This is a genomic window from Arenibacter palladensis (assembly GCF_900129275.1).
Taxonomy (GTDB): domain Bacteria; phylum Bacteroidota; class Bacteroidia; order Flavobacteriales; family Flavobacteriaceae; genus Arenibacter; species Arenibacter palladensis.
The window spans coordinates 91,288-104,625 of sequence record NZ_FQUX01000003.1; the positions used below are offsets into that span (position 1 = coordinate 91,288).

General features: G+C 37.6%; 12 protein-coding genes. 9 read left to right on the forward strand and 3 right to left on the reverse strand.

All coding sequences use genetic code 11. The features are described from left to right. The first annotated feature begins 157 nt into the window (after positions 1-157). From BUA60_RS10420 to BUA60_RS10435, 4 genes are all read left to right on the forward strand, one after another. Positions 158-1,807, forward strand: coding sequence for a SulP family inorganic anion transporter (locus BUA60_RS10420; RefSeq protein WP_072861727.1), 1,650 nt, complete (start codon positions 158-160; stop codon positions 1,805-1,807). Between the two features lie 523 nt (positions 1,808-2,330). After that, positions 2,331-3,287 carry a c-type cytochrome gene (locus BUA60_RS10425; protein ID WP_072861728.1) on the forward strand — a complete coding sequence of 319 codons (957 nt, stop codon included), beginning with the start codon at positions 2,331-2,333 and terminating at the stop codon, positions 3,285-3,287. 203 nt (positions 3,288-3,490) lie between these two features. Further along, a complete protein-coding gene (locus BUA60_RS10430; RefSeq protein WP_072861729.1) occupies positions 3,491-4,027 on the forward strand; it encodes a CIA30 family protein in 537 nt (178 codons plus the stop codon). A gap of 219 nt (positions 4,028-4,246) precedes the next feature. Continuing rightward, the gene (locus BUA60_RS10435; RefSeq protein ID WP_084532561.1) at positions 4,247-5,650 is read left to right on the forward strand and encodes a sialate O-acetylesterase; all 1,404 of its coding nucleotides are present in this window, start codon (positions 4,247-4,249) and stop codon (positions 5,648-5,650) included. Positions 5,651-5,948: 298 nt separating this feature from the next. Here BUA60_RS10435 and BUA60_RS10440 read toward each other — a convergent pair whose 3' ends face one another. Next, a complete protein-coding gene (locus tag BUA60_RS10440; RefSeq protein ID WP_245802528.1) occupies positions 5,949-6,200 on the reverse strand; it encodes a DUF983 domain-containing protein in 252 nt (83 codons plus the stop codon). 201 nt (positions 6,201-6,401) lie between these two features. On the opposite strand from BUA60_RS10440, the gene BUA60_RS10445 reads away from it, so the two are divergent. After that, positions 6,402-7,277: an AraC family transcriptional regulator gene (locus BUA60_RS10445; RefSeq protein ID WP_072861731.1), complete on the forward strand. Its 876-nt coding sequence runs from the start codon at positions 6,402-6,404 to the stop codon at positions 7,275-7,277. Positions 7,278-7,320: 43 nt separating this feature from the next. Here BUA60_RS10445 and BUA60_RS10450 read toward each other — a convergent pair whose 3' ends face one another. Next, positions 7,321-7,704, reverse strand: coding sequence for an SRPBCC domain-containing protein (locus tag BUA60_RS10450; RefSeq protein ID WP_072861732.1), 384 nt, complete (start codon positions 7,702-7,704; stop codon positions 7,321-7,323). Between the two features lie 245 nt (positions 7,705-7,949). On the opposite strand from BUA60_RS10450, the gene rlmF reads away from it, so the two are divergent. Continuing rightward, positions 7,950-8,795, forward strand: a complete 846-nt coding sequence (gene rlmF / locus BUA60_RS10455) for a 23S rRNA (adenine(1618)-N(6))-methyltransferase RlmF (RefSeq protein ID WP_072861733.1) — start codon at positions 7,950-7,952, stop codon at positions 8,793-8,795. Between the two features lie 172 nt (positions 8,796-8,967). Here rlmF and BUA60_RS10460 read toward each other — a convergent pair whose 3' ends face one another. Beyond that, the gene (locus BUA60_RS10460) at positions 8,968-10,035 is read right to left on the reverse strand and encodes a tyrosine-type recombinase/integrase (RefSeq protein WP_072861734.1); all 1,068 of its coding nucleotides are present in this window, start codon (positions 10,033-10,035) and stop codon (positions 8,968-8,970) included. Positions 10,036-10,195: 160 nt separating this feature from the next. Between BUA60_RS10460 and BUA60_RS10465 the strand changes: the two genes are divergently transcribed. The 3 genes from BUA60_RS10465 to BUA60_RS10475 all read left to right on the forward strand — a co-directional run bounded on the left by BUA60_RS10465 (position 10,196) and on the right by BUA60_RS10475 (position 13,245). Continuing rightward, on the forward strand, positions 10,196-11,236 hold the full coding sequence (locus BUA60_RS10465) for an RES domain-containing protein (RefSeq protein WP_178346989.1): 1,041 nt from the start codon (positions 10,196-10,198) through the stop codon (positions 11,234-11,236). 150 nt (positions 11,237-11,386) lie between these two features. After that, on the forward strand, positions 11,387-12,091 hold the full coding sequence (locus BUA60_RS10470) for a hypothetical protein (RefSeq protein ID WP_072861736.1): 705 nt from the start codon (positions 11,387-11,389) through the stop codon (positions 12,089-12,091). A 122-nt stretch (positions 12,092-12,213) separates the two neighbouring features. Beyond that, positions 12,214-13,245 carry a hypothetical protein gene (locus BUA60_RS10475; protein ID WP_072861737.1) on the forward strand — a complete coding sequence of 344 codons (1,032 nt, stop codon included), beginning with the start codon at positions 12,214-12,216 and terminating at the stop codon, positions 13,243-13,245. The last annotated feature ends 93 nt before the right edge of the window (positions 13,246-13,338 follow it).

The following is a 13,338-nucleotide window of genomic DNA, read 5'->3' on the forward strand; positions in this document are numbered from 1 at the left end:
TAATATGGGTAATTTGATGTTAACATAATATAAAATGACCATTGTCATATTTCAAAAGAAAAAATCACCTTAGGTTTATTCCCGCTTATTACTATCATAAAATGTAATATACCTTGAGCACCTCACTGAATACCCTTGACTACCATTTGATTCTACTATGAACAAAGAATTTATTCCTAAGTTGTTCTCTCTTTTAAAAGAGGGAATTTCAAAGGAAACCATTACAAAAGATGTACTTTCTGGACTTATTGTGGGCATAGTAGCCCTTCCTTTGGCAATCGCCTTTGCCATAGCTTCCGGAGTATCGCCGGAAAAAGGAATCGTTACGGCTATTATTGCCGGGATAATCATTTCTACATTTGGGGGCAGTAGGGTCCAAATTGGAGGCCCCACGGGAGCTTTTATCGTAATCGTATACGGAATTGTTCAGGAATTTGGGGTTAATGGGCTTACCATAGCCACTTTTATGGCCGGATTTATCATCATTGGCCTGGGACTGGCCCGCTTGGGAAACTTATTAAAATTTATTCCTTATTCCCTGATCGTTGGATTTACCAGTGGTATAGCCCTGATTATTTTTTCCTCCCAGATCAATGATTTCTTCGGACTTCAAATAGCCAAAGTACCGGCCGACTTTATGGATAAATGGGTGGTATATTTTGAAAACATCGACAAGATCAACGGGTATGCCATTGCCATCGCTGCCGGAACGGTGATCATTACCCTTTATTTCCAAAAGTTGATCAAGAAAATTCCAGGTTCCATAGTGGCCATCCTATTGTCCACTATTGTGGTCCAGATTTTCGGGATTCCTGTGGATACCATTGAAAGCAACTTTGGGGAGATCCCAAATCATTTGAGCATGCCCAGCCTTCCCAATGTGGATTACGCTACCGTGAAGTCGCTCATCCAACCCGCTTTTGCCATCGCCTTATTGGGCGGTATAGAATCCCTGCTGTCTGCTGTGGTTTCGGACTCTATGATAGGCGGTAAACATCGTTCCAATATGGAATTGATAGCACAGGGCGCTGCCAACATATGCTCTGCCATCTTTGGGGGCATCCCTGCTACTGGGGCCATTGCAAGAACTGCCACCAATGTAAAGAATGGGGGCAGAACGCCAATTGCGGGCATTGTACATGCATTGGTGCTCTTATCCATTATGCTATTATTTGCCCCCTACGCCAAGTTGATCCCCCTTTCCTGTCTGGCCGGAATATTAATGGTGGTAGCCTATCATATGAGCGAATGGCGACAATTTAGATCCATTTTAAAGGGAAATAGAATGGATATCATCATTCTTTTGAGCACCTTCTTCCTAACGGTCATTTTTGATCTAGTGATAGCTATTGAAATTGGGATAGTGCTTTCCAGTTTTATGTTTATGAAAAGGATGAGCGAATCCGTCTTGGTCGAAAAAATCACTGCGGATAATATTAACGGCGAACATTTGTTCGACGATGAATTGTTGGAGCTCCCCAAAAACGTGCTGTTATATGAAATTAACGGACCTTTGTTTTTTGGTGCAGCCCGGCAATTTCAGGAAACCATATCCAATACCCACCTACAACCAAAGGTCATTATAATTAGGATGCGTTATGTTCCCTTGATCGATGCCACCGGATATCAAAGCTTAAAGGAGATCATAAAATCCTATAGGGCCAAGGGAATAAAAGTGATCCTCTCTGGAATAAACGAAGAAACCAAAAAGGATTTTGAGAAGAATGAAATGTTCTTAGTACTGGAAGAAGAGTATATCCTAAAGCATATTAATGAGGCTTTGGATAAGGCCAAATCCTTTAAGTAATTTACCTCAAACATCTTAGGATCAAGGATGGTGTAATTGCCTTTAATTATCCAAAATCCCGTAGAAGTTTCAGTATCACTGTAGTGAAACCACGCAAAACCCAATACTTTAAAACCCTTTTTGTTTCCTAGGGAAAAGCTTCAATTAGCCCTTCACAAATAATGGAGAGAAAATCCGGTTAAAAAAAACACCTACAACTCTCTGATTAAAAGTAGATTGTTAAAAAATTCTTCATCGCTTTAATCGAAAAATTCACTAATTTTAGTATGGACTGCGGAGTATACAATGATAACAACCAACAACTAAGCCTACCGTATGACCAATGGACAACCAATGATAAAATTCTTTCTTAAAATTTATCCCCCACATTTTTAGAATTTAATATTGAACAAGAACTACGGTGTATTGCGTAAAATAATACCGATTTACGGAATACTGGCCAAGGTGTGTAGATAACAATTTCAATAAAAAATAAAACGTTCCCACATATTGAGTACACTTTGTTTAATTAATTATAATTAAGATGAAAAAAGTATTTAAAATTGTTGGTATCGGACTAGGAGTTATTGTTCTTTTAATTGCCATTGCATTGATCTTTATCAGTGCCAGCGAAATTCCTTCCTATGAAGTTGAAAAAGTTGATTTTAAGGTAAAAAGTAGTCCAGAAGCGATAGCAAGGGGCGAAAAATTAGCCGTTATGTTGTGTGCCAGTTGCCATATAAACCATCAAACCAATAAACTTACCGGACAAAAGATGATGGATGCGCCACCGGAATTTGGAGAAATATATTCCCAGAACATTACCCAGGACAAAACCTATGGTATTGGGGATTGGACAGATGGCGAACTGGTATATCTTCTAAGAACGGGTATAAAAAGGGATGGAAAATACAGTCCTCCCTATATGGCAAAATTACCGCATATGGCCGATGAGGATATTAATGCCATTATCTCGTTTTTAAGATCGGACCACCCTATGGTCAATGCCGATCCCACACCCGATATCCCACCCATGCCTTCATTATTGACCAAACTCTTATGTAGGGTGGCTTTTAAACCCCTTCCTATGCCCACAGAAGCAATTCCCCTGCCCAATGAAAACGACCCCGTGGAATTGGGCAAATACCTGGCTCATAATCTGGATTGTTTTGCCTGCCACTCGGCCGACTTTAAAACCAACGATTTATTAAATCCGGAATTAAGTGAAGGGTACTTTGCAGGCGGTAATAAACCCTTGGATCTGCAGGGAAGGGTAATGCTTACCTCCAACTTAACACCGGACAAGGAAACTGGAATTGGCAACTGGAGCAAGGAAGATTTTATAAATGCACTTAAGTATGGGCAGAAAAAGGGTGAAAAGGCCCTGACCTACCCCATGCTGCCCTATCCTCAACTTACCGATGCCGAAGCCGGGGCCATTTTTGAATACCTACAGACCATACCTTCTATAAAGAACAAAGTGGAGCGGTCCATTTACTAAAATGCATAGCCAAATCCCAAGGATGCGTAAATCTGTCCATTAGGTAACCAATGAAGTAAACTTGGGAGTTATATTACAATTTAAAGGAATTGGTACAGGCTTGGGAAATAATGCCACTCAATCCGTATTAATATCATTCCTAAATGCCCTAATTGAATATGGTCTTTAGCCTAAGTTGTCGTAAATTACCCTAAAGGTAAATTATGAAGTATCTTTTGGCCACTTTAGTTATTATGACACTTATGACCTCAAAAATAATTTTCGATTTCAACAAAAATTCCAACATCAAGGAATGGAGAATTGTGAATGATGGGGTCATGGGTGGCTTATCGGTAGGCAGCTTTACCTTGAGCCCTGACGGACATGGATTATTTGCGGGCAAAATCTCTTTGGAAAACAATGGTGGATTCTCTTCTGTCCGTTACAGATTTGACAAACTACAAGTAACGACTGATAGTTACATTAGCATTCAGCTCAAAGGCGACGGGAAGAAATATCAATTTAGGGTAAAGGACGATTCCAGCACTTATTATTCCTATATCACTACCTTTCCAACTTCCGGGGAATGGGAAGAAATAAGGGTATCGCTCAAAGATATGTACCCTTCTTTTCGGGGCAGAAAATTGGACCTGCCCAATTTTTCAAAAGAATACATTGAGGAAATCGTCTTTCTGTTTGGGAACAAAAGAACTGAAAACTTTCAATTGTTGATCGATAAAATAGTATTGCATCAACCCTAGTCCTAGGACCGTGTATTGAAAAAATATAAAATTCCTTTTAATTCGATTACAATTCCGCTACCAACCATATTACTGGAAACAGTTGTGGACTTTCTACCCAACTTGAAACCATAAATATTTGTTACATTTATCGGAGTACTATCTCCTTATGCAAATTCCCTGTGTATTTTCTTGAGGAACATTTTAATAATAACCTAATACACTATTTTTTAAACAACTATGAAAGTATTGAAAACCTTATTATTGGCATTGCTATTAAGCACTGCCACTGTCTCCTTTGCACAAATACAGTTACCGGCCTTTTTTGGGGACCACATGGTCTTGCAGCAGAAAGACAATGTTTCCATTTGGGGAACCGATAAACCCAATACCAAAATTAAAATAACAGCTAGCTGGGGGGAAGAAGCCTCCGCATCTGCCAATGCCCAAGGGCAATGGAAACTAAAGATTAAAACACCTTCCTATGGCGGACCTTACACCCTAAACATTAAGGGTAGCAATGAAGCTGAGCTTAAAAATGTGATGATCGGGGAGGTTTGGTTGTGTTCTGGGCAATCCAACATGGAAATGCCCGTAAAAGGATTTAACAACCAACCCATAAATGGTAGCAACGAGGCCATTTTAAACTCCAAGAACAGCCAGATACGCCTGTTTACCGTAAAAAGAGCCAGCAGTTTGGAACCTCTGACAAATGTGGAAGGAAAATGGGCCGAGGCCAGTCCGGCAACCGTAAAGGACTTTAGTGCCACTGCCTACTTCTTTGGAAAAAAACTGAATACCCTCTTGAACATACCCATAGGACTTATACATACCTCTTGGGGCGGGTCCAATGTGGAAACCTGGATGGATAAGGAGACGCTTTCCCAATTCAGTACCATAGAGCTTCCAAGTAAACTTCCAGAAGGAGCACCACAGCGCACCCCTACCCTATTGTTCAATGCCATGATCAACCCCTTGATAGGGTACAACATAAAGGGAGCCATTTGGTACCAGGGAGAATCCAACAGAGGCAGGGCCGAGGAATACAGTCGACTGTTCCCCACTATGATCAAAACTTGGAGGGAAAAGTGGCAACAGGGCCAATTTCCATTTTACTTCGTACAAATTGCTCCTTATGGCTATGATGGCGGCAATGCAGGCTATGTTAGGGAGGCACAATTGCACACTATGAAAACGGTTGAGAACACTGGTATGGCTGTAACTATGGACATTGGAGATTGTGATTATATACACCCTAGGGAGAAAAAATTGGTAAGTGATAGATTGGCCCTGTGGGCACTTTCAAGGGATTACGGCTTGGAAGGTTTTGCCTATAGTGGTCCTGTGTATAAAAAAATAGAAGAAATTAAAGAGGGCAAGGTAACGTTGTCCTTTGACTATATTGAGAACGGTCTCTCCAGTTACGGACAGCCATTAATTGGCTTTGAAGTGGCCGGTGCGGACAAAGTCTTTCATCCTGCCAAAGCCAAAATTAATGGGGACAAGAGCCTTAGTGTTTGGGCAGAAGGGGTTACAAACCCCGTTGCCGTTAGGTATGCATTTAGCAATTGCGAGGCTGGCAGTTTGTTCAATACGGAAGGCTTACCAGCATCATCCTTTAGGACAGATACTTGGGAAAAATAATTTCATGAAAAAATGATGCTTAGGGTACAACTCCTTGCAGTTCTGTGCCCTAATCATCAATGTTTCTACCCTTATGGTAATTAGGTAGCACCGCACCCATACACAATCTTAGTCAAGCTGGATTATAAATAAATTGGAACAGATAACGCACCTTGTCCCAAAGCTATTTCCCTTTTAAGCATCTCACTCCTACCTATTAAGTCTATCAAGGTTCAATGCCTATATTACCCCAATTAAGAACAAGGAAATGAACTAGATTTAATAGACAATTATGGTGGGCAAAAACCTAAAAAGTGCATTAGGCTTTTTTATAAAATAAATACATCCATATTGTCCTGGACAACCTAAAATTGAAGGCACTACTTAAGAGGGCTATACCTACCACACATAAAAATATATAGATTACAGGAATTTTAAGAATTGCCCATGTAATCACAAAACAGGCGATCATTTCAGCGCAGGCCAAGGCATAACTAACAAACATTGCCCCAAAGAAAAAGCCAGGTTCCACTTCAAATTTATAATTGCAAATTTTGCATCTTTTTCCCATTACGGGCATCTTAAAAAGTAATGAACTCCCCTTGGCACTAAAAATATCACCCTTTTTGCAATGGGGACATTTACCTTTAAACATGCTTATAATCATAATGATATGGTAAAATTATATTGCAAATTTAGGACATCCCTCCAAAAATAAAATTATCCCATTATCACCATTATTTGTACATTTCGGACATTTAGACCCATCGGCATGAAAAAAATTCCAATTCTTGACATTAAACAATTTGAGCATAAGGCCCAGCTAGAGGATTTTTACAGCAATGACCTAGAAATCCACTTAAAAAATAATAGGGATTTTTTTCACAAACCCCACAGACATAACTTTTTCCTTTGTGTATTGTTTACCCAAGGATCGGGTATACATGAAATAGATTTTGAAACCTATGCCGTAAAACCAGGCTGTGTTTTTTTTCTTAGACCTGGACAGACCCATTTTTGGCAATTCAACACTAGTCCACAGGGCTATATCTTTTTTCATACCCAAGAGTTCTTTGAGCTTCATTTTACCAATACCAAACTAGACCAATTTCCTTTTTATTACTCATTTAAAAACCCACCAATTGTGAACATTACCTTGGACCAAATCCTAACCGTGAAATCCCAGTTCATGGAAATAAATCAGGAATATTACTCCGATCTCCCCTTAAAAAGACAAAAATTGGCGAGTCTATTAAATACTGTCTATATTGATCTTTCCCGCCATTATATAGAACTGGAGCCAAAAAAGGAGGTAGTCTCCATGTCATATATCAGCACGCTTAGGGCGTTGGAAAAATTAATTGATCTATATTACAAAGAACAGAAATCGGCCAAATTTTACGCAGAGGCCTTAAATATTAGCAGCAAGCATTTAAATAGAATTTTAAGAACCACCTTAAACAAAACCACCACCCAAATCATTTCTGAACGCGTAATGCTCGAAGCCAAGAGACTTATGGTCCATAGCTATAATACCCTAGCAGAAATTTCCGAAATTCTAGGCTATGAAGATTATGCACATTTTTCGAAAGTATTTAAGAAAAATAGCGGTATTACCCCCAAATCGTTCAAAAGGAATTATAGTTGAACAAGCTAAATTTCAACAGGATGAACTGCTTGGAAGCAGCCTTTCATGGTTCAAAATACGCTTTCATAGGTTCAAAATAATGTTCCTGCCATCCCTGAATATAATGTTCGCCATCTTCAGGAACTTTGCTATGTATTAAAGTCAATTCGGTTACACAATCGGTCTCCGAAAGGATCACCTCAATTTGCGAATCATCCTCGTTTTCTTTAAAATTATCAGTCCTCCAGGATTGCACAATTTTATGGTAGGGTTCCAAAACTAGATTCTCCCCTTTAATGTAGCCGTCCCATGCGGTAAACGGATCGCCAACCTTATCGGAAACGAAGGCCTCACCTCCGGTCATTTTAGTATGGCCTTGGGTACTAAGCCATGCCTTATAAATTTGTTTTGCCGTGGTATTAAATGTCGTTTTTAAGGTAAATTCCATAGGTGTGGTTTTTTGGTGTGATTATATTGATTGCCCGATTCTTAAATTTACTAAATAATTTTTGGCGGGTTTAATTCTTTATGGCAATTATGAACCACAGCCCCTTATTGTTGCCCGATACCCATTCCCTCAGAAGCTAATACGACTCTAGTGACATGGAGCTTTTCAGAATAAGTGGTACCCCAGGAAAGAAATATCGATTTAGATAAGCTTTTGCTAACTTTGCCCTCTTAAGAACCATACCCGTGCATCCAAAAAATCCGTTTTCCAAAGCCTACGATTTCGATTTACTTATGCGGCATTCCCCAGAACTAAGGAAATTTGTCTTTGTAAATGAGTATGGCAACCAAACCATAACTTTTGGAGACCAGCTGGCAGTAAGGGCATTGAATACAGCCCTATTAAAAGCACACTATGGACTTGACTATTGGGATATTCCGGAGCAGAATCTCTGTCCCCCAATTCCTGGACGCTTGGATTACCTTTTGCATGTGGCGGACCTGATTCCAAAGTCCACTCTCCGTTTGTTGGACATTGGTACGGGTGCCAACCTTATCTATCCCATTTTGGCTAACTGTCACTTCCATTGGCAGTGTGCGGCCAGTGAGGTAGATCTTGATGCCTTAAAAAATGCCCAGGAAATTATTGACGGAAACAGCGTATTGGCCAACATTGACCTTAGGCAACAACGCTTTAAAAACAGCATTTTAGAACATATAATTAAGCCTGAAGACGAGTTTGACGTAGTGGTCTGCAATCCCCCATTTTTTAAGAACCGTACAGATGCCGAAAAACAAAATCTGCGGAAGGTGCGGAACCTGCAATTGGAGGACATGGAGCGTCTAAATTTTGGAGGCTTGGCCAACGAGTTGTGGTATAAGGGCGGTGAAGAAGCATTTGTAAAAAAGATGGCAGAGGAAAGTGTACAATTTAAAGACCAGGTACATTGGTTCACCTCCTTGGTATCCCAAAAGGAAAACCTAAAAAATATAAAAAGGGCCATTAATAAAACCCTCCCTACAGATGTCCAGGTTATAGCTATGGAACAGGGCAATAAAAAGAGCAGGTTTGTGGCCTGGACTTTTCGATAGCAAAACTATCGCGTTTTAAAATAATCTGGATTTGTTATTAGGGATATACAGTCTAGCGCCAAAACTACTGGCATTCCTTATATGCTAAACCCAGTCTTGTTTAAGTAAGCAGCCCACAAGTCAAAATCCTATATAGTTCTTCACTAACCTTTAACCTTCGTTTAATGTAGCATTATAATGAATCTAACGGACTTTCGATATTCGCAAGACTACGTGGTGTTACCTTGGTATAGACCTGAGTGGTCTTAATAGAACTATGCCCCAATAGTTCCTGAATAAACCGCATATCGGTACCCGATTCCAAAAGGTGGGTTGCATAGCTATGCCTAAGGCCGTGAACCCCAATATTTTTTTTGATACCTGCCCTTTTCATGGCCTCTTTGAACACCTTCTGTATGCTACCTCTGGAATATTGCCCCCCATACCTGCCTTCAAGCAAATACTCCTTGGGATTATATTCTCTATAATACTTTCTTAGTTTTGGCAATAGCGTTACGGGTAGCGGTACCATCCTATCTTTCTTTCCTTTTGCACCACGAATATGCACAACCATTCTAGAGCTATCAATGTCATTTATTTTAATAGCAACGACTTCTGAAACCCTAAGTCCCAAACCATAGCAAAGTTCCAGAGCAATGCGATGTTTTAAATTTTCTACTTGTTTAAACAACTTTGCCACTTCACTCTTAGCCAACATTTTAGGTAAGGTAGCCGGTTTTTTAGGTCTCGGAATATCAAAAAAGAGTTGTGGCCTATATAATACTTTTTCAAAGTAAAATTTAATGGCATTTATTTTACCGTTCATTTTGCGTTCCCCCATTTTCTCCTGGTAAACGCAATAGAGAAAATAATCCTTTAATTTTTTAGGTGTAAGCTCATCCACAGGATAATTTTTGATCAATTGAAGTAAGTGTACAAACTCTGCAATATAGATCCGAATGGTGTTTGGACTAAGCGCTTTTAACCTAAGCTGATCATAATACCGTATTAGGGCAGTTTGGTTAACAGGAGCTATTTTGGGAAGTTGTTTTTCAATAAATGGTCGCTGCTCTATTTTCAAGGCCTTTCTAACCGCAGGTATATCCGGTAAATACCACGCCTTATTGGTTTTGCTCCATTTTGCAGAGGTAAAGCGTTCTCTAAATTGTTGTACCAAATGGGGATTAAATGGAAAAAAAACCAATATTACATCTTTGTTCCGATGCACAGCAGGTTTAAAAGTATATTGGGAAAAATCCATTCGTCATTAGGTATATCAATATACTGTAAGATACAAAATGATATATAAAATGACAACTTTTAAAAATCCCCCTATCTATTTATGCATAGGAGATAAGGAGGTATACCATTATTTTTATATCTTAACCTTTAATTACACATATATATGTGTTGGCAAACATATGAAAAAACCGAAGTGGCAAACCGAATTTAGAGATTTACCGAAAATCCCAGACACCAAAAAATGGTTGAAAGGAGAACACGAAACTATCGAGCAAAAGATTTCTAAAAAACTTGCAGTCGGAATGTCAATTAGCGATGCCGAAAGGGAAATAATGCAAGGTTTGGTTCTCTTCTACGGAATTCTCTACAAATCTTTACAAGACTTGGAATTTGAAAGTTTCACGCAAAAAGACTTTAAGAATTTCGAGAATTATATCTTCTACGCTTTTAATTATTTTCCCGTTTTAGCGAACAAGTTGACTATTTACCAACTTTATCGTGTTGTAATAAACGAACATTTGATTGGTAACAAAGAGTCTTTGACTAAAAAAGGTCTTCTATCATATCCACCTTTACATATCGTTAGAAAAATCAACAAATATAACCGAGCAAACACGCCGAAAACGAATGTGTTTTATGGAGCTGAAACGATTGATACAGCTCTGAATGAGATTAAGCCACAAATCGGAGATAAAGTAACAGTTGGAGTTTGGAAACCGATTGTAGAAAGAGAATATAATAGTTATCCAATTTCTCATAGCGAAAAAGGTTTTGGAGTAAACGAAAACTCTACAAATGCAATTAGAGCTTTCAATGAATATAAAAAAACTCACGACAAAGTTTTGACTGACCATATGGAACCTTATTTCCACGTATTAGGTTACGAATATTCAAAACCAATTAAACATCATTATGAATATTTAATTAGTGCAATGTTTTCAGAAAAGATTTTAGATAATCCTCAAAACAAAGGAACATCTTTTGATTTTGAATGTATAATCTATCCAAGCGTTGGAAATAAATTTAAAACAAGTAATGTCGCAGTCAGAAAAGACATTTTAAGACACGAATTTGAATTAACAAAAGTAATTGAGTTTGAAGTTACAGATTGTCATTATGAAAAAGGACAGAAAACAAATCCTGAAAGTATAAATCTTGTGGATTATAAAGATTATCGAATAACAGAGAAAATAGAGGACAATAGAATAATATGGAAATAAATACGATTTGCCAACACCGTGTATAATTAATTACTTGGTTCTCGACTACTTACGAAAATTCTCGCGAATTTTCTATTCGGTCTTTATTTGCTAAATTACGTGCTTAACCACGCAACTAATCATACACAAACACGTTGGCAACAATTAGAAATGAAAAGATACATTCCCATAACTTTAGAATCTGAACCATCAATTATTGGAGTAAAAAATGGAATTTATCAATGTGAAATCAAGCCAAAAAAATTCAAAAGCCTAATTGAATATAAAAAACTTTCTGACTTTTATGATGGCTATGAATTTGACTCTAAAAAGAATAGAAAAATAAATGGTGTCTCTGAAATTGAATATTGTCAGCTTTTAAAAAAAGCATACTTGACAAACATTTTAAGTTTTAGCCCACATCTATTTGGTTGCCACTTTGTAATAGATGAAAAAACTCATTCTATATTTAAAAACTTCAATTTTGGAGAATACTCGGAATTTATTCCTCTAAAACTTTTTGATAATAAAGGACAGCTTGTAAGGGAAAAATATTATCTATTATTTCAAGATTTAATTTTAAACTCTTGGATTGATTTTAAGAATAGTGTGTTTTATAAAGGTCATTCATTTACTAACGACAAAGAAAATATCAGTTTCAATAGCCCAATTGATTACAAAGAAGAATTATTTGTGAATACCGAAAATATTGTGTTAAACGACAATTTTGACTCTAGTTTAGATTTTTTCACAACGCGGATAGATACTAATTACTTTGTTTCGGAAAACCTACTGTTAGAAATGGAAAAAAATGGACTAACTGGAATAATAAAAAGTGAACGAATAAATAAAATAACTGTTGCCAACAATGTATAAAAATAATTGCTCAATTTTGGGCTTAACCAGAGGTCGTTGCAAGTTTACTACGTCTGATTTTCCTGCGGAAAATCCTCGCACATAAACCCGCAACTATTCTTATACGAGACGTTGGCAACAATATGACCAAAGAAGAAGAAATAGAAATCGTACACGGAAAAGGAACACACGTTGTAATTCTTGGAGCTGGAGCTACTTATGCTTCGACATTAAGAAATCCTGAAAAAAATGGAAAAGCACTTCCTTTAATGTGGAATGTAGTTGACATTGTAGGATTGACTAACGTGGTCAACAAGTTACCAAAAGAATACCAACTTTTAAAAGAAGATTTTGAAAAACTATATAGTTTATTGGCAAAGGATGATAAATTTAAAGCCGAAAGAGTACATATAGAAAAAAAAGTATACCAATACTTTAGCGAATTGGAATTACCTGATGAGCCTACAATATATGACCATCTTATACTTTCTTTGAGACATAGGAAAGACATAATTGCAACGTTTAATTGGGATCCATTTCTTTATAAAGCATACGTAAGAAATAGTGAATTCGTAGAAAGTCCTGGGATTTTACATTTACACGGTTGTGTTTCTCTAGGATTTGACAAATCAAATGGAACTGTTGGTCCTGCTGGTTGGACTTCTAAAAAAACATTGTGTGATTTTGAGCCAACTAAATTATTATATCCTGTAGACAAAAAAGATTATAATAGCGACACTTATATAAGCGGACAATGGGAAGTACTTGGCAATAGATTAAAAGAAGCAGAAAGAGTTTCCGTTTTTGGTTATTCTGCACCAGTAAGTGATGTAGAAGCAATCGACTTACTTCAAAAAGCTTGGGGAAATGTTGAGGATAGAGCAATGGAAGAATTTGAATTGATAGATATTCAAGATGAGAAAAAATTATTAAAATCGTGGGATACATTTATTCACACACATCATTATCACTACTGTAATGACTATTTCGATTCCTCATTGGCTTTACATCCAAGAAGAACGGTAGAGAGTTATCATCATTGGGCAATGCCTATGACACCTAATGAAGCCTTTCAAGATGGAAATCAAATACCAGATGATTTTAAAACCCTTGAAGAATTGTGGGAATGGCACAAACCATTAATTGAAGCTGAAAAAAAGTTTTATGGAAAATAAAGAGTCTACGAAAACAAAACAACCCGTAAAACCTTATTTAAGACCAGATTACAAACCTAAAAATTGGTGGCAACGAAATTGGATTGAGCTAGT

Excerpts from the sequence above, each read along its gene's own strand:
- BUA60_RS10470 (WP_072861736.1), top strand. The coding sequence starts at position 11,387 with ATGAAAAGATACATTCCCATAACTTTAGAATCTGAACCATCAATTATT.
- BUA60_RS10435 (WP_084532561.1), top strand. The coding sequence starts at position 4,247 with ATGAAAGTATTGAAAACCTTATTATTGGCATTGCTATTAAGCACTGCC.
- BUA60_RS10425 (WP_072861728.1), top strand. The coding sequence starts at position 2,331 with ATGAAAAAAGTATTTAAAATTGTTGGTATCGGACTAGGAGTTATTGTT.
- BUA60_RS10460 (WP_072861734.1), bottom strand. The coding sequence starts at position 10,035 with ATGGATTTTTCCCAATATACTTTTAAACCTGCTGTGCATCGGAACAAA.
- BUA60_RS10465 (WP_178346989.1), top strand. The coding sequence starts at position 10,196 with ATGAAAAAACCGAAGTGGCAAACCGAATTTAGAGATTTACCGAAAATC.
- BUA60_RS10450 (WP_072861732.1), bottom strand. The coding sequence starts at position 7,704 with ATGGAATTTACCTTAAAAACGACATTTAATACCACGGCAAAACAAATT.
- BUA60_RS10445 (WP_072861731.1), top strand. The coding sequence starts at position 6,402 with ATGAAAAAAATTCCAATTCTTGACATTAAACAATTTGAGCATAAGGCC.
- BUA60_RS10440 (WP_245802528.1), bottom strand. The coding sequence starts at position 6,200 with ATGGGAAAAAGATGCAAAATTTGCAATTATAAATTTGAAGTGGAACCT.
- BUA60_RS10420 (WP_072861727.1), top strand. The coding sequence starts at position 158 with ATGAACAAAGAATTTATTCCTAAGTTGTTCTCTCTTTTAAAAGAGGGA.
- BUA60_RS10430 (WP_072861729.1), top strand. The coding sequence starts at position 3,491 with ATGAAGTATCTTTTGGCCACTTTAGTTATTATGACACTTATGACCTCA.
- BUA60_RS10475 (WP_072861737.1), top strand. The coding sequence starts at position 12,214 with ATGACCAAAGAAGAAGAAATAGAAATCGTACACGGAAAAGGAACACAC.